Annotated in this window: 21 protein-coding genes; 6 read left to right on the top strand and 15 right to left on the bottom strand. The window is 67.6% G+C overall.

Features of this window, described 5'->3' with window-relative positions; genetic code table 11:
• Positions 1-3: 3 nt before the first annotated feature.
• Genes ACYVKX_RS13845 through ACYVKX_RS13830 form a run of 4 tightly spaced genes read right to left on the bottom strand, consistent with a single transcriptional unit; the run spans position 4 to position 7,980 of the window.
• The gene (locus ACYVKX_RS13845; RefSeq protein WP_460833324.1) at positions 4-3,057 is read right to left on the bottom strand and encodes a type I restriction endonuclease subunit R; all 3,054 of its coding nucleotides are present in this window, start codon (positions 3,055-3,057) and stop codon (positions 4-6) included.
• Positions 3,054-4,310: a restriction endonuclease subunit S gene (locus tag ACYVKX_RS13840; RefSeq protein WP_460833322.1), complete on the bottom strand. Its 1,257-nt coding sequence runs from the start codon at positions 4,308-4,310 to the stop codon at positions 3,054-3,056. The genes ACYVKX_RS13845 and ACYVKX_RS13840 overlap by 4 nt, the downstream gene beginning before the upstream one ends.
• Positions 4,307-6,409 (bottom strand): DUF262 domain-containing protein, encoded by a 2,103-nt coding sequence (locus tag ACYVKX_RS13835; RefSeq protein ID WP_460833320.1) that lies wholly within the window; start codon positions 6,407-6,409, stop codon positions 4,307-4,309. Before ACYVKX_RS13835 ends, ACYVKX_RS13840 begins: the two co-directional genes overlap by 4 nt.
• Positions 6,409-7,980 carry a type I restriction-modification system subunit M gene (locus tag ACYVKX_RS13830; RefSeq protein WP_460833318.1) on the bottom strand — a complete coding sequence of 524 codons (1,572 nt, stop codon included), beginning with the start codon at positions 7,978-7,980 and terminating at the stop codon, positions 6,409-6,411. The genes ACYVKX_RS13835 and ACYVKX_RS13830 overlap by 1 nt, the downstream gene beginning before the upstream one ends.
• A gap of 321 nt (positions 7,981-8,301) precedes the next feature.
• On the opposite strand from ACYVKX_RS13830, the gene mobF reads away from it, so the two are divergent.
• The 3 genes from mobF (at position 8,302) to ACYVKX_RS13815 (ending at position 12,040) form a co-directional block, all read left to right on the top strand.
• On the top strand, positions 8,302-10,824 hold the full coding sequence (gene mobF, locus ACYVKX_RS13825; RefSeq protein WP_460833315.1) for a MobF family relaxase: 2,523 nt from the start codon (positions 8,302-8,304) through the stop codon (positions 10,822-10,824).
• Between the two features lie 86 nt (positions 10,825-10,910).
• Positions 10,911-11,633, top strand: coding sequence for a DUF433 domain-containing protein (locus tag ACYVKX_RS13820; protein ID WP_460833313.1), 723 nt, complete (start codon positions 10,911-10,913; stop codon positions 11,631-11,633).
• Positions 11,634-11,644: 11 nt separating this feature from the next.
• Complete coding sequence (locus ACYVKX_RS13815; protein ID WP_460833311.1) at positions 11,645-12,040, top strand: PIN-like domain-containing protein; 396 nt, start codon at positions 11,645-11,647, stop codon at positions 12,038-12,040.
• Between the two features lie 96 nt (positions 12,041-12,136).
• Here ACYVKX_RS13815 and ACYVKX_RS13810 read toward each other — a convergent pair whose 3' ends face one another.
• Entirely contained in the window at positions 12,137-13,078 is a 942-nt protein-coding gene (locus tag ACYVKX_RS13810; RefSeq protein ID WP_460833309.1) for a helix-turn-helix domain-containing protein, read from the bottom strand.
• 106 nt (positions 13,079-13,184) lie between these two features.
• Between ACYVKX_RS13810 and ACYVKX_RS13805 the strand changes: the two genes are divergently transcribed.
• Both ACYVKX_RS13805 and ACYVKX_RS13800 read left to right on the top strand, forming a co-directional pair.
• A complete protein-coding gene (locus ACYVKX_RS13805) occupies positions 13,185-13,433 on the top strand; it encodes a helix-turn-helix domain-containing protein (protein WP_460833307.1) in 249 nt (82 codons plus the stop codon).
• 3 nt (positions 13,434-13,436) lie between these two features.
• Positions 13,437-13,745 (top strand): hypothetical protein, encoded by a 309-nt coding sequence (locus ACYVKX_RS13800; protein WP_460833305.1) that lies wholly within the window; start codon positions 13,437-13,439, stop codon positions 13,743-13,745.
• Positions 13,746-13,761: 16 nt separating this feature from the next.
• On the opposite strand, the gene ACYVKX_RS13795 is transcribed toward ACYVKX_RS13800, so the two are convergent.
• Both ACYVKX_RS13795 and ACYVKX_RS13790 read right to left on the bottom strand, forming a co-directional pair.
• Positions 13,762-14,160 (bottom strand): hypothetical protein, encoded by a 399-nt coding sequence (locus tag ACYVKX_RS13795; RefSeq protein ID WP_460833303.1) that lies wholly within the window; start codon positions 14,158-14,160, stop codon positions 13,762-13,764.
• The gene (locus ACYVKX_RS13790) at positions 14,157-14,744 is read right to left on the bottom strand and encodes a nucleotidyltransferase family protein (protein WP_460833300.1); all 588 of its coding nucleotides are present in this window, start codon (positions 14,742-14,744) and stop codon (positions 14,157-14,159) included. Before ACYVKX_RS13790 ends, ACYVKX_RS13795 begins: the two co-directional genes overlap by 4 nt.
• A gap of 215 nt (positions 14,745-14,959) precedes the next feature.
• Between ACYVKX_RS13790 and ACYVKX_RS13785 the strand changes: the two genes are divergently transcribed.
• Positions 14,960-16,210: an ATP-binding protein gene (locus ACYVKX_RS13785; RefSeq protein ID WP_460833298.1), complete on the top strand. Its 1,251-nt coding sequence runs from the start codon at positions 14,960-14,962 to the stop codon at positions 16,208-16,210.
• A 240-nt stretch (positions 16,211-16,450) separates the two neighbouring features.
• Here the strand turns inward: ACYVKX_RS13785 and ACYVKX_RS13780 are convergent, their stop codons facing one another.
• The 8 genes from ACYVKX_RS13780 to ACYVKX_RS13745 all read right to left on the bottom strand — a co-directional run bounded on the left by ACYVKX_RS13780 (position 16,451) and on the right by ACYVKX_RS13745 (position 23,629).
• Complete coding sequence (locus ACYVKX_RS13780) at positions 16,451-16,576, bottom strand: DUF255 domain-containing protein (RefSeq protein WP_460833740.1); 126 nt, start codon at positions 16,574-16,576, stop codon at positions 16,451-16,453.
• Between the two features lie 51 nt (positions 16,577-16,627).
• Positions 16,628-17,536, bottom strand: a complete 909-nt coding sequence (locus tag ACYVKX_RS13775; RefSeq protein ID WP_460833296.1) for a cation diffusion facilitator family transporter — start codon at positions 17,534-17,536, stop codon at positions 16,628-16,630.
• Between the two features lie 172 nt (positions 17,537-17,708).
• Positions 17,709-18,125: a hypothetical protein gene (locus tag ACYVKX_RS13770; protein ID WP_460833294.1), complete on the bottom strand. Its 417-nt coding sequence runs from the start codon at positions 18,123-18,125 to the stop codon at positions 17,709-17,711.
• A gap of 52 nt (positions 18,126-18,177) precedes the next feature.
• The gene (locus ACYVKX_RS13765) at positions 18,178-19,770 is read right to left on the bottom strand and encodes a GMC family oxidoreductase (RefSeq protein WP_460833292.1); all 1,593 of its coding nucleotides are present in this window, start codon (positions 19,768-19,770) and stop codon (positions 18,178-18,180) included.
• Positions 19,771-19,774: 4 nt separating this feature from the next.
• Positions 19,775-19,990: a hypothetical protein gene (locus tag ACYVKX_RS13760; protein ID WP_460833289.1), complete on the bottom strand. Its 216-nt coding sequence runs from the start codon at positions 19,988-19,990 to the stop codon at positions 19,775-19,777.
• Positions 19,987-20,823, bottom strand: a complete 837-nt coding sequence (locus tag ACYVKX_RS13755; RefSeq protein ID WP_460833287.1) for a sugar phosphate isomerase/epimerase family protein — start codon at positions 20,821-20,823, stop codon at positions 19,987-19,989. Before ACYVKX_RS13755 ends, ACYVKX_RS13760 begins: the two co-directional genes overlap by 4 nt.
• Complete coding sequence (locus ACYVKX_RS13750) at positions 20,820-22,004, bottom strand: dihydrodipicolinate synthase family protein (protein ID WP_460833285.1); 1,185 nt, start codon at positions 22,002-22,004, stop codon at positions 20,820-20,822. Before ACYVKX_RS13750 ends, ACYVKX_RS13755 begins: the two co-directional genes overlap by 4 nt.
• Positions 22,001-23,629: an acyl CoA:acetate/3-ketoacid CoA transferase gene (locus ACYVKX_RS13745; RefSeq protein WP_460833283.1), complete on the bottom strand. Its 1,629-nt coding sequence runs from the start codon at positions 23,627-23,629 to the stop codon at positions 22,001-22,003. The genes ACYVKX_RS13750 and ACYVKX_RS13745 overlap by 4 nt, the downstream gene beginning before the upstream one ends.
• Between the last annotated feature and the right edge of the window lie 33 nt (positions 23,630-23,662).

Raw genomic sequence — 23,662 nt, 5'->3', positions numbered from 1 at the left:
CGGTTACAGGCTGGAGTAGCGGTCGAAGAACGCAGCGAGCTTGTCAAGCACGGTCTGCTTCGTCAGCGCGTGGCTGCCGCCAGCGGCGAATCGGGAAACGGGCGGCAGGATTCTGGTGATCGCGGTGCCCGCGGTGGGGATCGCGCCATCCCGGAACGCCTCCGCGACGAAGGCTCGCGTCTCCTCGGGCTTGAGCCTCTCGGCCGCGATGAGGGCTTCGAGCTCCTCGGCCCTCTTGGCCTCGACGAACCGACGCCAGTCCTCGCCCGTGTCGTCGCTGACGTTGACGGAGTCGACAAACGCGAGGATGAGGTCGCGCTTGTTGCGCAGCGTGATGCTGGAGTCGATGGCCCGCTGGATGTTCATCAGCGCGGACATCTCGACGTCGGAGCCGTTGCCGCGGGCGTCGCGCCACTGCTCGACCAACAGCAGGATGTAGTCGACGTTGACCTCGACCTGCTTGATGAGCTCGATCTCGAAGACGACGTCGTCGTTGATCGACTCCTTCTCGGCCGCATCCTGGCCTCGAAACTCGGCGTACAGGTTGAGGTAGATGCTGCGGTAGTCCTGGAACTCCCGCTCGGTCAGCAGTTCGTGGCCGGCGAAGTCGTCGAAGGAGACCAGGATGTTGCGCAGCCGCAGGATCGCGCCGAACAGCGCGATGAACTGCTTCTGCGCGGCCTCGCCGACGATCGGCACGTTCAGCGGGAACAGCGCAGTGAGGTCGGCGACGAGTTTGAAGTACTCGCCGTAGTAGTCGGCGTACGGCTTCAGCAGAACCACGCCGCGCGCGTCCTTGTTGCCGAACAGCGACAGAGCGTCGTTTGTGGCTTCCTCCAGGTCGCGGAAGCTGACGATGTTGCCGTAGGTCTTAACCGAGTTCAGGATCCGGTTGGTACGTGAGTACGCCTGGATCAGGCCGTGAGAGCGCAGGTTCTTGTCGACCCACAGGGTGTTGAGGGTCGTGGCGTCGAAGCCTGTGAGGAACATGTTGACGACGATGACGAGGTCGAGCTCGCGGTTCTTCAGTCTCTGCGACAGGTCCTTGTAGTAGTTCTGGAACCGGTCAGCCGAGGTGTCGAAGCTGGTGCCGAACATGGCGTTGTAGTCCTGGACCGCATCTTCGAGGAAGTCACGCGAGCTCTGGTCGAGGTCGTCAGTCTCGACCTCCTCCTCGCCAAGGAGGCCGCTTTCGAGGTCCTCGTTGGCCGCGTAGCTAAAGATCAGCCCGACCTTGAGACGCTGGTAGCCCGGGTTGGCGATCTCCCGCTCGCGCTGCTGCTCCTCAAACTCCTTGTAGTAGCGCTTGGCCGCGTCGATCGAGGCGGTAGCGAACATGGAGTTGAAGCCGGCGACGCGCTTGTCCCCCAGCCGGTAGGTCGCGTTGCGGCGGGTCTTCTGGTCGAAGTGATCGAGGATGTACGACGTCACGGCCCCGACGCGCTCCGGGCTCAGCAGCGCGGCCTCGGTGTTGATCGCGGCGACCTGCTTGTCGGTCAGGGTGTCCGGGATCTTGAGGGTGTTGACGTAGTCGATGCGGAACGGCAGGACGTTCTTGTCGCTGATCGCGTCGACGATCGTGTAGGTGTGCAGCTTGTCGCCAAACGCCTGCTCGGTGGTGCGCAGTTGCGGGTTGGCGCTCGACCCGGCGTTCTCGGCGAAGATCGGTGTTCCGGTGAAGCCGAACAGGTTGTACTTCTTGAACGCCTTGGTGATCGCGACGTGCATGTCGCCGAACTGGCTGCGGTGGCACTCGTCGAAGATCACGACCATGTGCCCGCCGTAGATCTCGTGGTTGGCATTGGCCTTGATGAAGCGGTCGAGCTTCTGGATCGTGGTGACGATGATCCGCGAAGCCGGGTCCTCCAGCCGCCGCTTGAGGTGCAAGGTGTTGGTGGTGCCGTCAACGGCGCCCTTCTCGAACCGGTCGTATTCCCGCTGAGTCTGATAGTCGAGGTCCTTGCGGTCCACGACGAACAGCACCTTGTCGACCGACGTCAGCTTGCTCGCCAACTGCGCGGCCTTGAACGACGTGAGCGTCTTGCCGGAGCCGGTCGTGTGCCAGACGTAGCCGCCAGCGGCGACGGTGCCGAGTTGCTTGTAGTTGGTCGAGGTCTCGATCCTCTGCAGGATCCGCTCGGCTGCCACGATCTGGTACGGCCGCATCACCAGCAGGTTCCGGTCGACGTCGAAGACGCAGTACTTCGTCAGGATGTTGAGCAGTGTGTGCTTGGCAAAGAAGGTCTTCGTGAACCCGGTCAGGTCGGCGATCGCCCGGTTGTTGGCGTCGGCCCACCAGCTCGTGAACTCGAACGTGTTGGACGACTGCTTCTTGCCCCGCCTGCCACCGACCGTCTCGTTGACGTGCCGCTCGCGGGTGGTGTTGGAGTAGTACTTCGTCAGCGTGCCGTTGCTGATCACGAACAGCTGGATGTACTGGAACAACCCAGAGTCGGCCCAGAAGCCCTCCCGCTGGTAGCGGTTGATCTGGTTGAACGCCTCGCGGATGTCGACACCGCGGCGCTTGAGCTCGATGTGCACCATCGGCAGTCCGTTGACCAGCACCGTTACGTCGTAACGGTTGGATCGGGCGCCGTCGACCTCGTACTGGTTGATGACCTGGAGCCGGTTGTTGTGGATGTTGGCCTTGTCGACCAGGTAGATGTTCTTGACCGTGCCGTCGTCGCGCTTGAGGACCTGGACGTGATCGGTCTGGATCCGCTGGGTCTTCTCGACGATGCCGTCGTTCTTGCCGGCGATCGACTCCGTGAACAAGCGCCGCCACTCGGCGTCAGAGAATTCGACCTTGTTCAGCGCCGCGAGCTGGGCACGCAGGTTCGCCTCAAGCGCTGAGGCGCTGGTGATCGGCAGGTACTCGTACGCCTGCCCCTGGAGGAGCTTCACGAGCTCGACTTCGAGCTCGGCCTCGCTCTGGTAGCCGGACGCACCCGCACCATCGGGCACGAACTCGGCGACGACGGTGCTCTCGTCGCTCACCGAGATCGGCTCGAAGTGCGTGGCGCTGCCTGCCGCGCCCAGCTCGGGGAACTCGGTCACGCCGCTTCCTCGAACGTCAGTAGCTTGTCCCGGTAGTACTCGTACTGCCTGCGCCGCGCCTGGATCTCGGCCGGAAGCCCGATCGAGATGTCGTTGACGAGCGCCTCGAATCGATCGAGCAGGGCGGCGATACGTTCCTGCTCAGCCGGATCCGGAATAGGGAGTTCGATGTTTCGGAACCGTTCCTTGGAAATGTTGATGCGGGTCACTCCACTTGCAGTCCTGATGATCTGACGACGCATTACTGTCGCGCGGAAGAGATGCTTGGCGAACTCGGGATTCAACTCGTCAACGTCGTTTGGCCGGAAGCCGAAACAGAAGCTGTTGAGGTACAGAGGCTCCAGTGGCTCGGCAGTGACGCCTGACGACATCCCCACCTCCTCAGCGCTCTCCGAGGACGACGTGAAGAGTATGTCGCCAAACCTCACTCGGTTCTGTCGCTCTCCGTCCGCGACCTTCACCCGCGCTTCCGGCGAGGTATCCGTGGCCAGGTTGTTGAACACGTTGACGTAGGTCACGAAGCGCGCCTTGCCGTCGCTGAAGTCCGCCTTCGACTTGCCCGTCAAGCCGCTGTATAGAGTGCCTACGTCGCTCAAGGTCGCCCACCTGACTCTCTCTCTCTCGGCAAATGCGAGGAGCGAGTCGCGGTAATACGCATACTGGCGGGAGCGGTATTCAAGCTCGGCTTCAAGCTCGGCTTCAAGCTCGGCTTTCAGCGTTTCCATTTTATCGAGAATCGTCACGATCTCGCGCTGAACCGCCGCGGGCGGAACAGGCATATTGATCTTTGCCAGGTTCACACCAGAGATGCGTGCCAGCTTCGACTCCGTCGCGAACATCGTCTTCTGTTCTTGAAAGGCGCTGGACTGGAAGAAGTACGAAACGTATTTCGGATCCAGACTGTGGCGGAAGATGTAGCAGTCGTCATGGACGGCGATCTCGTCGGCTCCGAGCCAAGCTACGGCCTTGCAGACATCCTTCACGTTCTCCCCGGTTGCGGCGATCACGAGGTCACCCGTCCGCGCGAGACGCAGATTGCCCTTGAGTTCCGGCCGGACGAACGCGCGCACCTCGGTCGCCCAGGTGCCGTACTCCGTGTAGATCTCGCCGTAGTGAATGGACCCGAGGCCCTCCGTCACGTAGTCGGCCTTCGTGAAACGGCGACCCCGGATCAGTTCTCCAACGTCGCCGAGTGTCTTGAACTCGACGCCGGTGGGGCAGCGCTCGGCGATGAGGTCGTCGATGCGGCTCATTCGATCGGCCCATCAACGAGCGCGAGCAACTCGTCGGTCTGCATCTTCTGGGCAGGATCGGCCTTGCCGTCGATGAACTGGAGTCCCTCTTCGGCGAGGACATCCACGGGGTCCTTGCCAGCGTGTTCGGAGTCCGCACCCCACTTGAATCCTTCGGCGATGCGGCCGTCATACGTCATCACGCGGTAGGCGTGCTTGCACTCGGTGCACTTCGACACGTGGTTGGCGAGCGGCTGTGACGCGGTGCCGACGATCTCCGCCAGGTAGTAGTAGCCGGTCCATCGACCAGGGGGGAGGACGTCGAGAATCTGGTGGAGCAGGCTCCAGTCAAAGCCCCGGCCGACCGAGACCTGCGTGCGGTACGCGTCGACGACCTCGTCGGGCAGCTGCGGCCTTGGCCACAGCTGCACCGCCTTGGCCGCCAGCCTTTCCGCTCGCTCCTCGATCAGCGCGGCGTTCCACGTGTCGAGCTCTGCGAGGCCCTGATTCAGCAAAAGCGGGCTGATCGTGAAGCCGCCGTCCATGTCGCGCTTGTCCGGGAAGTCCTTGTCCGAGTACTCCGGGTTGTAGCCAGTGAGCGTCAGGTTGCCAAGCGTGTGGAGCAGACGCTGGTGGTCTTCACGCCAATTTTCGCCCAGCGCGTTCCTCCACCATGGCGACAAGTTCTCGTTCTGGGGCATGACGTGCTCGACAGTGAAGCCCTGGGTCTGGACCTCCTCCTTCCGACGCTTGAGGCCGTTGCCCGTCTCGAGATGGTTCTCCATCTCGTGCAGGAAGTAGCTCTTGCGGCCGAGCTTGTAGAGATTGCCTGTGCGAAGCGCCTCGGCGAACTCTTCATCCGAGGGAAATTCCTGACTGCCGCCGTACGCGAGCAGCCGTCCGACGACCTCGTCCGTGATCGGCGCGTCACTCGTGACGACCGCCAAGGCCGCGAACGTCTTGTTGAGCACGTTGGTCGGGATGCGGCAGATGCTCCGCCGCAGGAGGTACGTCCTCACCGCTGTCAGAATCGAGATGAAGCCCTCTCGCGAGAGCGCGCCCGCGTCCCTCTGGTACTCGGCGTAGAGACGCAGGCCGAGTGGGTAGAAAATCGTGTCCTGGAGCTGCCGCAGCTCTCCGAACAGCCGACGGAGCTGGTCGTTGGGCTCGGTCCCGAGGACCATGCGCGCGAACCACGTGGCGTGCTCGTGCAACTCTGCCGCTTGGCTCGCTCGCCAATGGGCATCAAGGGATCGTGTGTACGCCTTGAACGCCTCGTAGATGTCACCAAGTCGGGGTACTGCGCCCGTCTTCAGCGTGAGGTAGCTGCGGACGAACTCGCCGAACCACCACTCGTCATCGCCACTGAACAGCTCCTCCATCGGACGCCAGTAAGACTCATAGAGCGCTCGTTGAGCTTCCTGCTCCAGGTCCATGAGGACGTAGTTCCGAACAAGGTCGTTCTGCTCGAGCGGCTTGCCCGTGGCATTCATCGACTCGAAGACCAGTTGCGGGTCGTCAACTCCCCGAGCAAGCTCGATGTCCACCACTTCGAGCTTGGTGAGGCCAGTGCAGACGTCCTCGAGGCTGACGCCGGGATCCTTGAGCTTCTCGGTGAAGAACTCGTAGGTGTCTCGGATGCGCGAACGTCCTGGCGCAAGCGGCGCGCCCTTGATCAGGGCCTTCAGAGTCTCGTTGTCAGCCTTCGAAAGCACGAGCTTGAAGAACCGCTCGCCGTCCTTCAGTGGGTTGGTGAGGTAGTTGGCGCGGATCTCCCGAGAGGTGAATCCATCGGCCGGTTCGCGTTGGTCTTCGGGGAGCGTTTCCAAATGGTCGGACAGTGCCAGCAAGAGCAGGCTGACCGTGGTCACTCGCTGCTGGCCGTCGATCAGCAGATCAGGCTCGGTCGACGTCCGGGTGCCCTGACCCTTGCCGATGTAGACGATCGATCCGGTGAAGTGATTGGCCATCGCGCTGCTCGCGCCGGCCCGCAGGACGTCGTCCCATAGCCGCCGCACGTCGGAAGGCCGCCACGAGTACACCCGCTGGTAGATCGGCACCACGAACTGGCGTCCTCCGATGCCGAGGGCGTCGAGCAGTTTCGCCGGGTTGGCCTGCATCAGCGGTTTCCTTCCAGGTCGGCGACGATCGCGTCGATTTCGGCGCGGAGCCTCGACTGGCTCCCAACGATCCGAGCGATCTCGGCGTTCAGTTCGGTGATGTCGACGGCGACGCGGGTGTCCTCGGCCTCGACGTACGAACTGACGGCGATGTTGTAGCCGTTGTCGGCGATCACCTCGTGATCGACGAGCGTCGCGAAGTGCGGCACGTCCTCGCGGTTGGCGAACGCGTCGAGGATCGTCTGCTGGTGCCCGAGCGTGAGCTTGTTCTTGTTGCCCTGCCGGCTGAACAGCGCGGAGCCGTCGATGAACAGGATCTTGTTGTCGGCCTTGGACTTCTTGAGCACGATCACGCAGGTGGCGATCGTCGTACCGAAGAAGAGGTCGGGCGGGAGCTGGATGACGGTGTCGACGTAGTTGTTGTCGACGAGGTACTTGCGGATCTTCTGCTCGGCGCCGCCGCGATAGAGGACGCCGGGGAACTCGACGATCGCCGCGGTGCCATTGACCGCGAGCCAGCTGAGGATGTGCATGGTGAAGGCCAGGTCGGCCTTCGACTTCGGCGCCAGCACGCCCGCGGGCGCGTAGCGAGGGTCGTTGATGAGCAGCGGGTTGGCGTCGCCCTCCCACTTGATCGAGTACGGCGGGTTGGACACGATCGCCTCGAACGGCTCGTCGTCCCAGTGAGCCGGGTCGATCAGGGTGTCGCCGTGGGCGACGTCGAACTTCTCGTACGGGATGTCGTGCAGGAACATGTTGATCCGGCACAGGTTGTAGGTGGTCAGGTTGACCTCCTGGCCGAAGTACCCCTGACGGACCTTGCCGTGGCCGAGGACCTTCTCGTACTTCAGGAGCATCGAGCCTGACCCGCAGGCGGGGTCGTAGACCTTGTTGACTTCGGTCTTTCCGACGACCGTGATGCGCGCGAGGAGCTCGGCGACCTCCTGGGGCGTGTAGTACTCACCGCCGGACTTGCCAGCCGCCGAGGCGTACATCTGCATGAGGTACTCGTAGGCGTCGCCGAAGAGGTCGTTGTTGTTCTCCCTGAACGCGCCGCCGAGCGGAAGGTCGCCGATGGCGTCGAGCAGCTTGACGAGCTTCTCATTGCGCTTGGCCACGGTCGGACCGAGCTTGCTGCTGTTCACGTCGAGGTCGTCGAAGAGACCCTTGATGTCCTCCTCGGAGGTCGCGCCGACCGCGGAGCCCTCGATGTTCTTGAAAACGCGACTCAGGGTCTCGTTGAGGTTCTCGTCGTGCCACGCCTTCTCGCGGACGTTGGCGAACAGGTCGCCCGGCAGGATGTAGAAGCCCTTCTCCTTGACCGTCTCCTCGCGGCCGAACTCGGCCTCGGCGTTGTGCAGGCGGCGGTAGTCGAAGTCCTCGTTGCCGGCTTGTCGCTCGGCCTCGTTGAGGTAGGCGGTGAGGTTCTCGGAGATGAAGCGGTAGAAGAGCGTGCCGAGGACGTAGGTCTTGAAATCCCAACCGTCGACGCTGCCGCGCAGGTCGTTGGCGATGCGCCAGATGGTCTTGTGGAGTACTGCCCGCTCGGCTTCTTTGCTCGTCACACTCACGAAGCGCAGTCTTCCAGTCGGTGCCGACGAATCCTCACGAACGGCCCGGATCTTGTCGGAGTGGACCCGGAGCCGGACCCCTTTCTCTCCTCCCGTCTCCAGGTTTCCCTCGTCCTCTGCCCATTCCCCCTGCCCTCCCCCTCCATCACCAACCACCAATGGCTCCTCAATCTCTCCTTCCCCTGACGCCATCTCTCCTCCTCAACAAGCGGCACGCATGCTACGAAGTTCCGTAGTGGGACGGGCGCCGATGTGGCCGCTGACCTGCGGTTTCACGGTTGTTGATGGTTGTTGACGGAGGTGATTTCGATGCATGGCGGCATGAAGATCTACCGCGGCGCAGCAGCCGCCGCTCGACACTACGTCGAGGCCGATCGGTCCCGGGCGGACGACTACTACCTCGCCGAGGGCAGCGGGATCGCGATGCGCTTCGCCGCGACTCCTGACGGCATCGACCGCCGGTCCAATATGGACGGCGAGACTTACGAGCGCTGGGTGGCTGGCTCCGACGTCGACACCGGCCTCGCTAAGGGGCTGTTGCGGAAGGACGACAAGGGCGTGAGGTTCGTCGAGGTCACCGTCAACGGGCCGAAGACCTGGTCGCTCGCGGCCGCGCTCGACCCCAAGATCGGAGCCGCATACGACGCCGCGCAGATGGCAGCGGCCGAGGAGATCATCGGGTGGCTCGCCACCCACGCGACGACACGCGTCGGGCCTCGGGACCGGCAGGTGCAGGTGCCGGTCGAACAGATCGAGGCGGCCGTCGTACGCCATTTCACCTCCCGGGCCGGCGACCCTCATCGACACCTGCACCTCCAGGTCAACTCCCGAGTTTTCGCTGCCGGCGCGTGGCGAGGACTCCACACGGTCGGGGTTCGCGACAGCCTGGAGGCGATCAACGGCATCGGGCACGCGGCGGTGATGACCAATCCGGGGTTCCGAGAGGCCCTGGCGCGACGCGGGTTGACACTGGACGCTGAGACCGGCGAGGTCGTCGAGCTGGCGCCGTACACGGGAGCGTTCAGCGCACGGGCGAAGCAGATCGAGGCCAACATCGACACCTACGAGGCCGAGTGGCGCCCCGAACATCCCGGCGAGGAGCCCGGGCCGGCGCTGCGGCAGGCATGGGATCGGCGAGCGTGGGCCGACGCGCGGCCGGACAAGGTGGTGCCTACAAACGGTGAGGAACTGCGGCACCGCTGGATGGAGGAGTTGCACGAGCTCGGCTTCGTCGCTCCGGCGCCAGGCGCTCCACTACCTGTGTTGCGGACGGGCGCCGTCGACCGCGACGGTGTCGTCGAACTGGCTCTCGTCCGGCTGGGCTCACGTCGCTCGGCGTGGAACGCTGCCGACGCTCGGGGTGAGGTCGAGCGGATCATCGCGTCCGGCGGAGGCGTGGTCGACCGGGCCGTGCGTCGTGAGTTGGCAGAGGATCTGACCGCTCGCGTTATCGTCGCCTCACGCCCGCTACTCCCCCGATCGAACGTGCCCGAGCACGTGCGTTCGTTCACGTCGGTCGACGTGCTGGCCGTCGAGCACGAGATCGTCGACCGCCTTGGGACTCGTGGCGAAGCCAAGACGATCACCGTGATCGAGGGCGCGGCCGGGGCTGGCAAGACCGCCCGTCTCGCGGCAACCCGCGAGCGCGCGATCGCGGCCGGGCGTCGGATGGTCGTGGTGACACCGACTCTCAAGGCGGCCCAGGTCGCAGAGGGCGCGATCGGCGCGGCGTCGTACTCCGCAGCCTGGCTGCTGCACCAGCACGGCTTCCGCTGGGACGAGGACGGTCGGTGGAGTCGAGTCGACTCCGTGCCCGACGTCAGCGCCCGACTGCGTCGAGGCGACCTGCTCGTCGTCGACGAGGCGGGCATGATCGATCAGGACACTGCCCGCGCGCTACTCCGTTTGGCCGACGAGACCAAGGCCCTGGTGATTCTGGTCGGCGACCGCCATCAGCTCCCCGCCGTCGGCCGTGGCGGGGTCCTGGATCTGGCGATCAGGTACGCACCCGAGCGGGTGCAACAGCTCGACGGCGTACGCCGCTTCAAGGACCCCCGCTATGCCGAGCTGTCGGTGCGGATGCGGACGGGCACCGCGCCTGGCGAGGTGTTCGATGAACTCCTCGCCCGCGGCGAGATCGCCATCCACGGAAGCGACGTCGAGCGGACGCGTCGCCTGTCGGCCGAAGCCAGCGTCGGCAAGCTCGTCGTCGCCGACACCCGCGAGCAGGTGGGCCGGATCAACACCTTCGCGCACCGGATCCGCAAGGCGACCGGTGAAGTCGACGAGCAGGTGCTGACCGCGGCAGGTGAACGGCTCGGCGTCGGCGACACCATCGCGACCCGGCGCAACGACCGCGATGCCGACGTCGCGAACCGCGAGTTGTGGATCGTCGTCTCGTGCGATCGCGGCGCGCTCACCGTCAGGGGCGAGGCGGGGACTCGTGTGTTGCCGCCCGACTACGTGCGCCGCGATGTCGAGCTCGCCTACGCCACGACCGCCTACGGCGCGCAAGGCGCCACTGTCACCGAGAGCCATGTGCTGGTCGGCGAGCACAGCGGAGCCGCGTCGGCGTACGTCGGGATGTCACGCGGCCGCGAGCGAAACGTCGCGCACCTCGTCGCCGAATCCGTCGAGGATGCGCGCACGAAGTGGTGCGACGTGTTCGGCCGGGATCGTGCCGACCTCGGCCCGGCCCACGCGCGGGAGGCGGCGGCCGAGGCGATCGAGCGGTTCGGGACGATGAAGCCCCGGCGGACGTCGGCGCCCAGGAGACGCCCGGAGCCGGACATCACCTATCGGCCGCCGTCGGTGCCATCCAGCGGCCCAGGCCTGGGCATGTAGACACCGCAGAGACAAGCGTGCGAACTACCGTCGGTCGTCTGCGGCATGATTGACATGTTCCTGCCCGCCCACGAGAGGAGCTCGTCGTGACCGCACTCGCCGTCGAACGGTCCGCCGTCGACAAGTTCGAAGCCCCTCTGTACACGCTCGCCGAGGCCGCGCGGTACCTCGACGTGAACGACGGCACGTTCCGGACGTGGGCGCGCGGCTACGAGATGCGAGACAGCAAGCGGATCGTCCGGGGCAAGCCAGTCATCACCGCCCTTGGTGCTTCAGGTCAGCGGGGCCCCGCCATCCCATTCGTCGGGCTGGCCGAGGGTTACGCCCTCTCAGCGATCCGCAAGGCTGGCGTTCCGCTCCAACGGATCCGCCCGGCGCTTGATCGGCTGGAGCGGGAGTTCGGCATCCACAACGCTCTCGCGTCGCAACGGCTCTACACCGACGGTGTGGAAGTTCTGTACGACTACACGCAGCAGGTCGAGGACGACCTGCCCGCCTCACGGCGTGACCTGGTGGTCGTGCGCGACGGACAGGGAGTCTTCGCCGAGGTGGTGCGGGAGTACCTCAAGCGAATCACCTGGGGAGCTGACGGTTATGCGGTCGCCATTCCGCTGCCCGGATACGCCCAAGCCGAGGTCGTCGCCGATATCCGCCGGGGCTTCGGCCAGCCGACATTCAGGCATGGCGGGGCACGGGTAGAGGACGTGCTGAGTCTGTTCTACGCGGGCGAATCTGCGGCGACCGTGGCCGCGGAGTTCGGACTCAGCGTGACTGAGGTGGAAGACGCCATCCGAGTCGACAAGAGCTGACGGAGCGATGCGTGGAGTCGCCTCACTTCTTCATCGACCGAAGCTTGGGACGGATCGAGGTTCCACGCCTCCTGCGTGAGGACGGGTGGGAGCTGACGACTCTCGCCGAGCACTACGGCGAGAAGACGGGGCAGGGCGTCGACGACGTCGATTGGCTGACCGTCGCCGGCGAGCATGGCTGGCCGGTTCTCATGAAGGACACTCGGATCCGACGGACGACTTCCGAGCGAGAAGCTCTGGTGAAGGCGGGCGTCCGTGCCTTCTGCATCTCCTCGGGCAATCTCACCTCGGCCGTCATGGCTGAGTACTTCATCAAGCACCGGGCCGCCATCTGGCGCGCAGCCTCCAGCGACATCCCGGGGATCTGGATCGTGTCCAAGACCGCCGTGCGGCCGACCGAGCTCTGACGCCAGGAACGCGGCGCCGATGGCGGATCGCGAGTTCCATCCGCCGACCCCGAGCAGTCCAGGTCTCGCCCCGTAGCCGGCTGCTGTGATTCCGCCTCAGCCCGTTCGCCACAGCCTGATCAACTGCTCGCCTACCTCGAGCCTGTCGTCGTAGGGCTCGACCGTGACGCCGACGGCGCACCCGGGGCCGCTCGGTGCAAGCACAACGGTGTGGCCGTTGCCCAAGTCCGCCCACCTCCGCGCGAACCCGACTCCAGCGTTCCAGGTGGCCAGGGCGGAGGGGTGCCGCGACGTTGCCAATTGAGTGGCGAGCCTTTCGGCGACCTTGGCGACGGTCGCTGCCGGCTTCATCCCGTCGCCGTCCGCATTTAGCTCTGGCGGCCGCGGGTCGAAGCGCGTCCGGATGAACCGCACCCGCGGCTCCTTCGGAGCCGGCGCCCTCCTTGGCACTGCTTCGTGTCCGCGGACCCACGCTTCAGCCGTGAACGAGTCGTCCCCTCGGCCCAGGATGCGCACGGTGCCCGGTTGGGTCGGTCCCCGCGCGATCACAATCGGCCACTTCCACGCCTCGCGGACCGCGTCCGGGAGTTCGAGCTCCTCCCACACGTCGACCAGGAGGGGGCCGTCGATCCAGCGGATCATCTCCTCGGGCGAGCCCCCTTGGAGCAACTGCTCGTAGACGCCCTTGCGCTGTGCACGGTCGTGCATGTCCCACTCGCGCATCGGCCCGTCGCCGACGAGGTCGGAGAACGCCAGGATCGCGAAACAGTCGGGCGTCTCGACGTGCCAGACGGTGCTCGGCACCCAGAAGTGCCCGACTCCGGGCGCTTCGTGCTCGACCCAGTCGATGAGCCGACGCAGGTTGAGGTCGTAGCCCGCGGCCTCGAGGATCCGCGCGGCGACCTTGAGCGTGGGCGACTTCAGACCTCGTTCGTACGCCGACATCGTCGCCTGCGAAGTACCGGATCTGGCGGCGAGCTCGGCCTGGGTCAGACCGCTGGCTCGTCGTGCGACTTCGATCAGGTACGCCCGATCCATTCCCCGACGATATCCGATCGAACGTATTTGGCTCTCTGTGCGGCACCGCCTTCACACCTACCTGTCGCCCACGAACCTCGCGGGTCAACGCCTGACAGGAGGAACCATGAACAGCAACACCCACGACGTCCCCTTCCACGCTCGCCACGACGACGAGCTGCTCACCCTCGACGACGTCGCCGAGATCCTGCGGACGCCGGTGAACACCGTGCGCTGGTGGCGCCAGGAGGGCACCGGACCGGAGTTCTTCAAGATCGGCCGGCGGCTGTACACGACCGTCGGCGACCTGCGGACCTTCATCCGCACCCAGCGGCTCGCCTCGCAGCCCGTCATCGGCAAGCCGAAGGCGGTGTGAGCCATGCACTGGCCGCCGGATGCCGGGGACGACGCCGACCCGCGGCACGTCTTCCTCGATGCCCACGACGTGATGGCGCGGTACGGCTGGGGTAAGACGAAGGGCTACCAAAACCTCAAGGACCGGACGCTCGTGCCGGCCCCGGTGATGACCCACCCCGACCGCTGGCGCCTCGACCAGCTGCTGGCTTGGGAGGAGAAGCGGATGGAGCTGGCCGAACCGGCGCTCAAGACGCTGGTCGCGCCCGAGCGAGACGAGGTGTACATCGCAGATCTGCTGCCCCAGCCCAAGCGACGACGGCGCGCAGGGTGACGACTCACCGCTCCGATCAGGGACGCCGCACCAGCTCATTCGCGATCTCGACGAGCACCATCGCTCGCCGGACGAGAGGCTTCGCCTTGGCGAGCGTGATGAGCGTGGCGCCGTACTCGACTTCGCCCTTCATCGAGATCAGGTCTCGCAACGCCTTCTCGGCCGCGGCGGCATCGCGGTGAGCACCGAGCGCCTGGCGCAACTCCTTCACCGCCTTGGCGTGGTCCTTCGCCTTGCTGGTCTCCCCGGTCAACGCCGTCACGATCGCGTCCTTCGCGCTGATGCCGGCATGGATCGCATCCCCAGCGGCCGGTGTCGCGCGCTCGAGGTCGAGATTGTCCTGAGCTGAGTCCAGGTACTCCTGGGCCTTCTGGAGGATGCTCTTGGCGTGGTTCCTGCTCTCCATGTTCGTCATGACGCAACCCGACTCCGACGCGGCATCGTCCCGACCAGGGCGATCCCGTCGCGGAGGATCTCGGACACGACCGGCTCGCGGTCCTCTGGGGAGAGCCTGAAATGGTCGCCAGTCAGGTGCAGGACGTCGCAGTCATTGCCGAGGCGCTCATGGACCTGCTGCTGCAATTCGGCCCTACCGTCCCACGTCGCGGGGGCGATCACGACGAGGTCGACGTCGCTGTCTGCGTGGGCGTCGCCGCGAGCAACTGATCCGAACACGATGACGGCGTCAACGCCTCGCACGGTCTCCTCCACGACGCGCGTCAGCATCTCGATCGGGCTGGCCAAGGCACGCAGTGGGGTGATGGCTGCATGGCCCTCGTTGATGCGGTGCACGCCGGCACGCCCGATGGCCTCCGTCGTGATCAGCCCCAGTCGATCGAGGTCTCGCAGCGCCTGCTGCACGGCACCCAGGCTGTGGCGATCCGCAACCAACGCGTGCACGCGCCGTCCGGTCAGGGGCGCGCCAGTGCGAAGCAGCACCGCGAGCACCGCGCCGCGCGCTCCAGGAATCAGGCCGCCGAAGGGTTCACCGAAATCCACATGAACAGATTACTGCTCAAAAGAACAGACATCTAGTCATAGACCGAGTGCGCAGACTTCTGTCGTTCGGGGCCTAGAACCCGTGATTTGGGCCGACCGAGACCACCGATACGCCAAGGCGCATCCGCAAAAATTCGACTTCAAGTGATCCGAATCCTCAGATTCATTGATCGCAAAAGTTCGATTTCATCCTACGCGAACGTTAGAGTTTGTGCATGACGAACTACCTGCCCCGGATCGCGGACCGGGAGATCGAGGCCCGGCTCAGCCTGATGGGTGCCGTCCTCATCGAGGGACCGAAGGCGTGCGGGAAGACCGCCACGGCATCGCAGATCGCCAACACCATCATCCGTCTCGACGAGGATGCCGCGGCGCGCGCCCAGCTCGATTTCGATCCTCAAGCGCTCTTCGCCGGGGAACCGCCGATCCTGTTCGACGAGTGGCAGGTCGCCCCGGACATCTGGAACCGCGTGCGGCGCCAGGTGGACGACCGCGACGAGAAGGGGCAGTTCATCCTCACCGGATCCGCCCGACCCCGCGACGACGCGAACCGGCACTCCGGAGCGGGACGGTTCTCGGTCATGCAGATGCGGCCGATGAGCCTGTTCGAGTCTGGCCACTCGACCGGGGAGATGTCGCTGGCCAGCCTCCTGGACGGCGAGCGCCAGACGGGCCTGGGCACGCACCTGTCCTTCAACGAACTGCTCCGACGCATCATCGCCGGCGGTTGGCCAGAGCTGCTCGACGCCGACGAGGACTTCGCACGCGACTGGCTGGCCGACTACCTGCGCCAGGTCGTGGAGGTGGATGTCCCAGAGATGGGCCACCGCCGCAACCCAGGCAATCTGCACCGCCTCCTCGAAGCCTTGGGTCGCGGCGTCGGACAGCCAGTCAAGTTGAGCGATCTGGCCAAGGACGTCGGGGGCGACGGCGGGCCGATCGCGTACGAGACGCTCACGGGCTACCTCGATGCACTCACTCGCCTGTGGCTCACCGACGACTCCGCGGCCTGGCGACCTCACATGCGCTCGCGAGCCCGACTCCGCACCGCGCCCGTGCGCTACTTCGTCGACCCCTCGATGGGACCCGCCGCGCTGAACATCGGCAGTGCCGAACTCAAGGCCGATCCCCTGGCCTTGGGCTTCCACTTCGAGGCGCTGGTCATCCGTGACCTCCGCATCTATGCGCAGCTGCACCGAGGGCGCGTCGACTCCTGGCGCGACGAGAACGGCAACGAAGTCGACGCCGTGCTGACCGCTCGGGACAACAAGTGGGCAGCCTTCGAGGTCAAGCTCAACCCACGCGACGTCGACGCCGGGGCCGCGTCCCTGCTCAAGTTCGCCGGGAACGTCGACACCGACCGGCACAAGGAACCTGGCTGTCTCGGCGTGATCACATCTACAGGCGCCGGCGGCCGCCGGTCCGACGGCGTACACGTCATCCCGATCGGATGCCTGGGGCCGTGACGACCGGTCACCGACGACCGCAGCAACCCGTTAAGAATCGGCCGGAAAGTTAACATGTCTTCGCGACGTGTCAGGTCCTTCAACACGTCGAGATCGACTGCCACTGGGTTGCCAGTGATGGGCCCAAAGTGATGCACGAGAGTGATGCACGAAGCCCCGGAATCCGCGTCCAACGGCGGCATTCACCGATCCGACGCGAACCGCCACTAGGCCGCTGACCTGCGGTTTCGCAGATTTTCGTCAACAGTCGCCAATCCAAGAACCTCGTGGCACCAGTGGCGCGGCTCCCCACTCCCACCAGTCGACGGGATTGTCCTTGTGCTGCAGGACATACGGGCTCGTCGCGGACGCCAAGCGATTGGACACGATCTCCACGCTATCCGCCCCCGGGGCCTGCGTGACACTCCAAGATCGCGCTCACCAGGTCGTCTCGGCGCACTCCTTGGTGGTGCCGACCTCGACCTGCAAGGTGGCGTGCTCGAGATCGTGGTTGCGGCGCATGACCTCCCGGGCCTGCTCGAGCGCCGCCTGCGACTGGGCGGCGTCGTCGACGACGAGGTGGGCCGTCGCGACGTGCATGCCCGAGGTGAGCGTCCAGACGTGCAGGTCGTGGACGTCGACGACTCCGGGCACGGCCTCGAGGTCGCGGACGACCGCGTCGAGCTCGATGCCCTGCGGGACGTGCTGGCCGAGCACGGCGAGGACCTCGCGGCCGAGCATCACGGCACGGACGGCGACGAAGGCCCCGATCGCGAGGGCTACCAGCGTGTCCCACCAGCTGTCGCCGGTGGCGGCCACGAGCACGCCCGCCACGATCACGCCGACACTGCCGGCGGCGTCGGCGATCACCTCGTAGTAGGCGCCCTTGACGTTGAGCGACTCCTTCGAGCCACCCCGGAGCAGCACGATCGAGATGATGTTGATCAGCAGGCCGAGGGCACCCACGACCAGCATGGGGCCGGTCTCGATCTCGACGGTCTCCCCGATGCGGCGCAGCGCCGCGATCACAACGTACGCCGAGACGCCGAGCATGATCAGGACCGTGAAGCCGGAGGCGAAGATCTCCGCGCGGTACGAGCCGTAGGTCCGGCGCCCGGTCCGGTCCGGCCGGGCCGCGAGCTTCGTGGCGGTGAGGGCAGCTCCCAGCGCGACCACGTCGGCCGCCATGTGCCCGGCGTCGGAGATCAGGGCCAGCGACCCCGACAGCAGGCCGAAGACGAGCTCGACCACGAAGAAGGTGCCGACGAGTCCGAAGGCGAGCTGGAGCCGCCAGCGATGCCGCCCTCCGGCGTGGCCCCCGCCGCCGTGGCCGTGTCCGGCGCCCATCAGCGGCTCGCCTCCTCGGAGCCGACCCCGCCACACCGGGGTGCGCGCGCATCGGTGGTGCCCAGGACAGCCGGGGACGGAGCGAGCATGGTCATGTGGCGATGCTAGGGCACGCCGTCGCCGGAGGGGAGGTGTCGACGACGTCCCGGAGCAGCGCCCGTCGGGCCGACGGTCAGCCCTGGAGCAGCAGCGCGCCCGCGACCACCAGCGCGACGACCTTGACGACCTCGAGCGCGACGTAGGCGAGGTGGGCGTGCGAGCGGGGGCCGTCCTCGCCCGCGAGGACCGCGTCGGAGCGGCGGGTCAGCGCGGGACGTACGGCGGCGACCTGGGCGACGAGCGCGAGGATCGCCACGGCGGCGACGACGGTGGCCGCGGCGATCGGGTCGCCGAGTTGGAGGAAGACCACCATCGCCAGGGCGAGGATCGCCTCCACGACGTTCAGGGCGCGGAACACCAGCCGGCCGATCCCGAGGCCGATCCGGAGCGTCACTCCGGGAGCGCGGAACTTCAGCGGTGCCTCGAGGAACGAGATGGCGAGCACCATCCCGAGCCAGAGGAACGCCAGGGCGGCGGCCGACTCGGTCACCCCTCCTTGATACCAGTCCCGCTCCGGCGTGGAGTCGAGGCGTCCGGACCGGTCACCCGAGAATCAGCGCCGCACCCTTCTCGCCGATCATCATCGACGGCGCCTGGGTGTTGCCGCTGATGATCGTCGGCATGATCGAGGAGTCGATCACGCGCAGTCCGTCGAGGCCGTGGACGCGCAACTCGGGGTCGACGACGGCGAGGTCGTCGACCCCCATCTTGCAGCTGCCGACCGGGTGGTAGTCGGTCTTGCCCCACGCGCGGATGTAGTCGCGGATCTCCTCGTCGGTCCGCACCGACGGGCCGGGCAGCTGCTCGTCCTCGAGGATCCCCCGGAACGCGGGAGCCTCGAACACCTTGCGCATCAGCTTGAAGCCGGCGACCGACACCTCCAGGTCACGCTCGTCGGCGAGGTAGTTCGGGTCCACCACCGGCGCCGCCGACGGGTCGGCGGACGCGATGGTGACCGAGCCGCTGCTGACCGGCCGGACGTTGCACGCCAGCAGGGTGACACCGTGGCCGGGGATGCGCTCGGCGTGCCGCGCCTCGTCCTTCCACACGACGTACGCCGGCAGGAAGTGCAGCTGCAGGTCGGGGGACCGGACGTCGTCGGAGCTGCTCACGAACGCGCCGCCCTCGGTGATCGTGGCGGTGGCCGCACCGGTGCGGAAGAGGCCGTACTCGATCGCGTGCCTGAGCGCACGGTGCCAGCGATCCTCGCCGCTGTAGGTGACCGGCTGGGCGGCCTTGCGGGTGATGTAGACCTCGAGCTGGTCACGCAGGTTGCGGCCCACGCCCGGCAGGTCGTGCACGGGGTCGACCCCGGCCGCGCGGAGCTCGTCGGCCGCGCCGATGCCGGAGAGCAGCAGCAGCCGTGGGCTGTTGATGGCGCCCGCGCTGAGGATGACCTCCCGGTCGGCGCGGACCAGCCTCCTCTCGCCCTTGAGCGTGTACTCGACGCCCGTGGCCCGGCCGTCCTCGACGCGGACGCGGGTGACCTCCGCCCGGGTGAGGACGGTGAGGTTGGGTCGGCCCAGCACCGGGTGGAGGAACGCGGTCGAGGCGCTCTCACGGCGCGCGGCGCGCTGGGTCACCTGGTGGAAGAACACGCCCTCCTGCGAGGCGCCGTTCGGGTCGTCGGTACGCCGGATGCCGACCTCCTGCGCCGCGCGCATGAACGCCAGCGTGGTCGGGTTGTGCTGCACCTGGTCGGCGACGTTCAGCTCGCCCTCGATGCCGTGGTACTCGTCGGCCAGGCGCTCGTTGCGCTCGTGGACCTTGAAGTACGGCAGCACCTCGTCGTAGGACCAGCCCGTGCAGCCGAGGTCGGCCCACTCGTCGTAGTCGAGCCGGTTGCCACGGACGTAGAGCATCGCGTTGACCGACGTGCTGCCGCCGAGCACCTTGCCCTGCGGCAGGAACATCCGGCGGTTGCGGAGGTGTCGCTGCGGCGCGGTGTCGAAGATCCAGTTCGCGGAGGTGCCCATCAGCTTCGCGAATCCCGCCGGGATCTTCACCAGCGGGCTGCGGTCGCGGGCGCCGGCCTCCAGCAGGAGGACGCGGTTGCGCGGGTCGTCGGACAGGCGGTTCGCGAGGACGCAACCGGCGGCTCCGGCGCCGACGATGACATAGGTGTAGCGGTTCATGGGCTCACTTCCTGGCGGTGCATGGGATGGCGTCGGGTGATGTCGCGCGCGCCGCCGCGCGCAGGCGGTCCGGGTCTCCCGCCTCGGCGAGGCTGCTCGGACCGAGGACGTCGCGGACGACCGGCCCCGCCTGGTCGTGGCCCACGACGGCGTGCACGGGCATCGTGCCCTTGAACGAGTCGGGCGCGAGCAGGACGCGAGGAGCACGGGCGCCGCTCACGACGCCGCCTCCTCCCCGGAGCGCAGGGCGGCCATCCGGCGAGCGACGTCCGTGACGACCTCGCGCGGCGGCCGCGCCCACACGTCCTCGTTCAGCACCTCGACCTCGACACTGCCGGCGTACCCCCCGGCCCCGAGGAGCCCGAGGATCCCGGCCAGGTCGATCACGCCGTCGCCGGGCAAGCCGCGTCCGGCGAGCAGGGTCGGCGTCGGGACCAGCCAGTCCGCGACGTGCACCCCGACCGTCCACGGCAGCGCGCGGGCGAGGGCGGCCGGCAGGCCGGGGTCCCACCAGACGTGGTAGGTGTCGACGGCCAGTCCCAGGTGGGGATCGTCGAGGGAGGCGACCAGATCGACCGCCTGGTCGAGCGTGACGATGGCCGACCGCTCAGCGAGGAACATCGGATGGAAGGGCTCGACGGCGAGCACGACGTCGTGCTCGGCGGCCACCGGGAGCAGCCGCTCGACGCCGTCGCGGATCCGACCCACGGCGGCGGCGTGGTCGGCGCCGACCACCGGCCCGCACACGAGCACGAGCACCGGGGCGCCCAGCACGGCGGCCTCCTCGACGGCGCGGCGGTTGTCCTCGTCGGCCTCCTCCACGCTGCGGGTGCCGCTGAGGAAGCCGCCCCGGCACAGACTGCTGGCGACGATGCCGTGGTCGTCGAGCGCCCGCCGAGTGCGCCGGACGTCGCCGTCGACGTACTGGTGGCGCCACGGGGCGACCTGGCCGACCTCCGCCTCCGCGCAGGCGCGGAGCAGCTCGACCGTCGAGCTGGTCTCGGTGGTCGCCTGGTTGATGCTCAGGGGGCCCGACCACAGCGCAGCGGTCACGTCGGCACCCCGGCCACAGCGAGGAAGCTGCGCATCCGGTGCCCGGCGAGGTCCGGGTCGGCCAGGGCGCCGGCCCGGTCGGCGAGGGCGAAGACGCGGGCCAGATGGGGCACCGAGCGCTGCACCTCGGCGCCCCCGACCATCCGGAAGTGGTCCTGGTGCCCGTTGAGCCAGGCCAGGAGCACGACCCCGGTCTTGTAGGCGGAGGTGGGCGCGGCGAACACCAGGCGGGCGAGCGGCACGGTCGGCTCCAGCAGCGCGGTGAACCCGTCGGGGTCGCCCGCGTCGAGGCGCGCCAGCGCCGCACGCGCCGGGACGGCGATCGCGTCGAAGATGCCGAGCAGCGCGTCGCTGTGACCGTGCTCGTCCCCGCGGATCAGCTCGACGTAGTTGAAGTCGTCCCCGGTGTGCATCGACACGCCGGCGGGCAGCCGCCGGCGCAGGTCGACCTCGCGCCGGGCGTCGAGCAGGGACACCTTGACCCCCGCGACCCGGTCCGCGTGCCTCTCGATCAGCGTCAGCACGGTCTCGGTGGCGACGTCCAGGTCGGCGCTGCCCCAGTAGCCGCGCAGGGCGCCGTCGAAGGCCTCCCCCAGCCAGTGCAGGAACACCGGCCCGTCGGCCGCGGCCAGCACCTCGTCGTACACCGCGAGGTAGTCGTCGGCGCCGACGGCGGTGGCGGCGAGGTGGCGGCTGGCCATCACGACCGGGATCCCGCCGCTGTCGTGGATCCAGGCGACCTGCTCGAGGTAGGCGTCGACCAGCCGGGCGAGGGGGTACCTGCCGCCGGGCTCGAGCTGGTCGGTGAGCGCGCCGGCCGCGACCCGGCCCCCGACGGCAGCGGCCTCGGTGCAGGACTCCCGGATGAGGCGGCGCGCCGAGGACCAGTCCAGTCCGCTGCCGCGCTGCGCGGTGTCCATCGCCTCGGCGACGCCGAGGCCGAGGCTCCACAGGTGCCGGCGGAAGCGCAGGGTCGCGTCCCAGTCGATCGCGCCGGCGGTGCCGGCCTGGGCCGGGTCCGCGAGCGGAGCAGCGACGACGTGTCCGGCCGCGAAGACCGAGCGGCTCGCCGGTGCCTGGCCCGGCTCCCAGGTGGGGCCCTCGAACGCCGGACCGCGCTCGCCCACGGCGTGGGCCGTCAGCGAGCCGTCGGCGGCGGGGAGCAGGATCCTCGCGCTCACCGGCCCTCCTCCCCGTCCTGGGCCGCCAGCAGCGCGGTGCGCCAGGGCCCGCCGAGCGCGGCGTCGGTGAACAGCGCGGGGTCCATCTCGACCAGGTCCTCGGCGACCTCGACGTCGCCCGGCACCTGGTCGAGCACGTCGCGGCGGACGTCGACACCGGGCGCGACCTCGATCAGCCGGAGACCCTCGGCGCCGAGCTCGAAGACCGCACGCTCGGTCACGTAGATCACCCGCTGGCCGCGCAGGTGGGCCTGCTCGGCGCTGAAGGTGACCTGCTCGACCCGGTCGACGAACTTGCGGTGCCGGCCCTCGGCCTCGATCCGAAGGGTGCCGTCGTCGGGCACCGCTCGCAGCCCACCGGCGTTGAAGGTGCCGCAGAAGACCACCGTGGCGGCGTTCTGGGAGATGTTGACGAAGCCGCCGGTGCCGACCACGCGCTTGTTGAACTTGGAGACGTTGACGTTGCCGGCGGTGTCGATCTGGGCGAAGCCGAGGAAGGTGATGTCGAGCCCGCCGCCGTCGTAGAAGTCGAACTGGTAGGGCTGGTCGAGGACGGCCACCGGGTTGGTCGCGACGCCGAAGATCACGCCGCGCGCCGGCACGCCGCCGACCAGGCCCTGCTCGATGGTGAGGGTGAAGTGGTCGGACCAGCCCTCCTCGGCCGCGACCGAGGCGACGCCGTCGGCGATGCCCACACCGAGGTTGACGACGTCGCCGTCGCGGATCTCGGCGACCGCTCGTCGGGCGACGACCTTGCGCTGGTCCAGGGGGAACGGCTCGAGGTGGCTGAGCGCTCCCTTGATCGCGCCGGAGAACGCCGGGTTGAAGTCGTGCGTGACCAGCTGGCGCTGCTCGGGGTGCACGACCACCGCGTCGACGCAGATCCCGGGCACCACCACCGTGCGCGGGTCCAGCGAGCCGCCCGCGGCGACCTGCTTGACCTGGGCGATCACCAGGCCGCCGCTGTTGCGGGTGGCCTGCGCGATCGCGAGCATCTCCAGGCGCGCGCCCTCCTGCTCGAGGGAGATGTTGCCGTCCTCGTCGGCGGTGGTCCCACGGATCAGGCACACGTCGATGTCGAACGACGGGTAGAACAGCCACTCCCGGCCACCGAGCTCGACGACCTCGACCAGCTCCTCGGTGGTGACGTCGTTCAGCCTGCCGCCCTCGAGCCGCGGATCGCAGAACGTGCCGAGGCCGACATGGGTGACCAGGCCGGGCCGGCCGCCGGCGATCTCGCGGAACAGCTGGCTCATCACGCCCTGGGGGAAGTTGTAGGCCTCGAACTGGTTCTCGACGACCATCTCGCTCATCCGGGGCGCCATGCCCCAGTTGCCGGCGATGATGCGGCGGGCAAGGCCCGGCTGCGCCAGGTGGTCCATGCCGCCGCCCTCGCGGTCCCCGATCCCCGTGGTGTGCACGAGCGTCAGGCCGGCCGGCCCGCCGCGCTGCCGGTAGGACTCGCCGAGGGTGCGCAGCAGGAGGTCCGGCTCCACCAGCCCGCCGCCCGAGCCGCCGATGGCGACGGTGTCGCCCGGTCGGACCAGGGCGACGGCCTCCGACGCGCTGAGGAAGCGGGGGCCGCCGCGTACCCGTCGCGACGGGCGGGGCGTGGTGTCGGTCATGGGGGCGTCCTCCGAGGGGAAGTGCGTGAGGTG

It is taken from the genome of Nocardioides hungaricus, from assembly GCF_054782915.1.
Note: the sequence above shows the minus strand (reverse complement) of the source record. Positions and strands in the feature narration are given on the sequence as shown.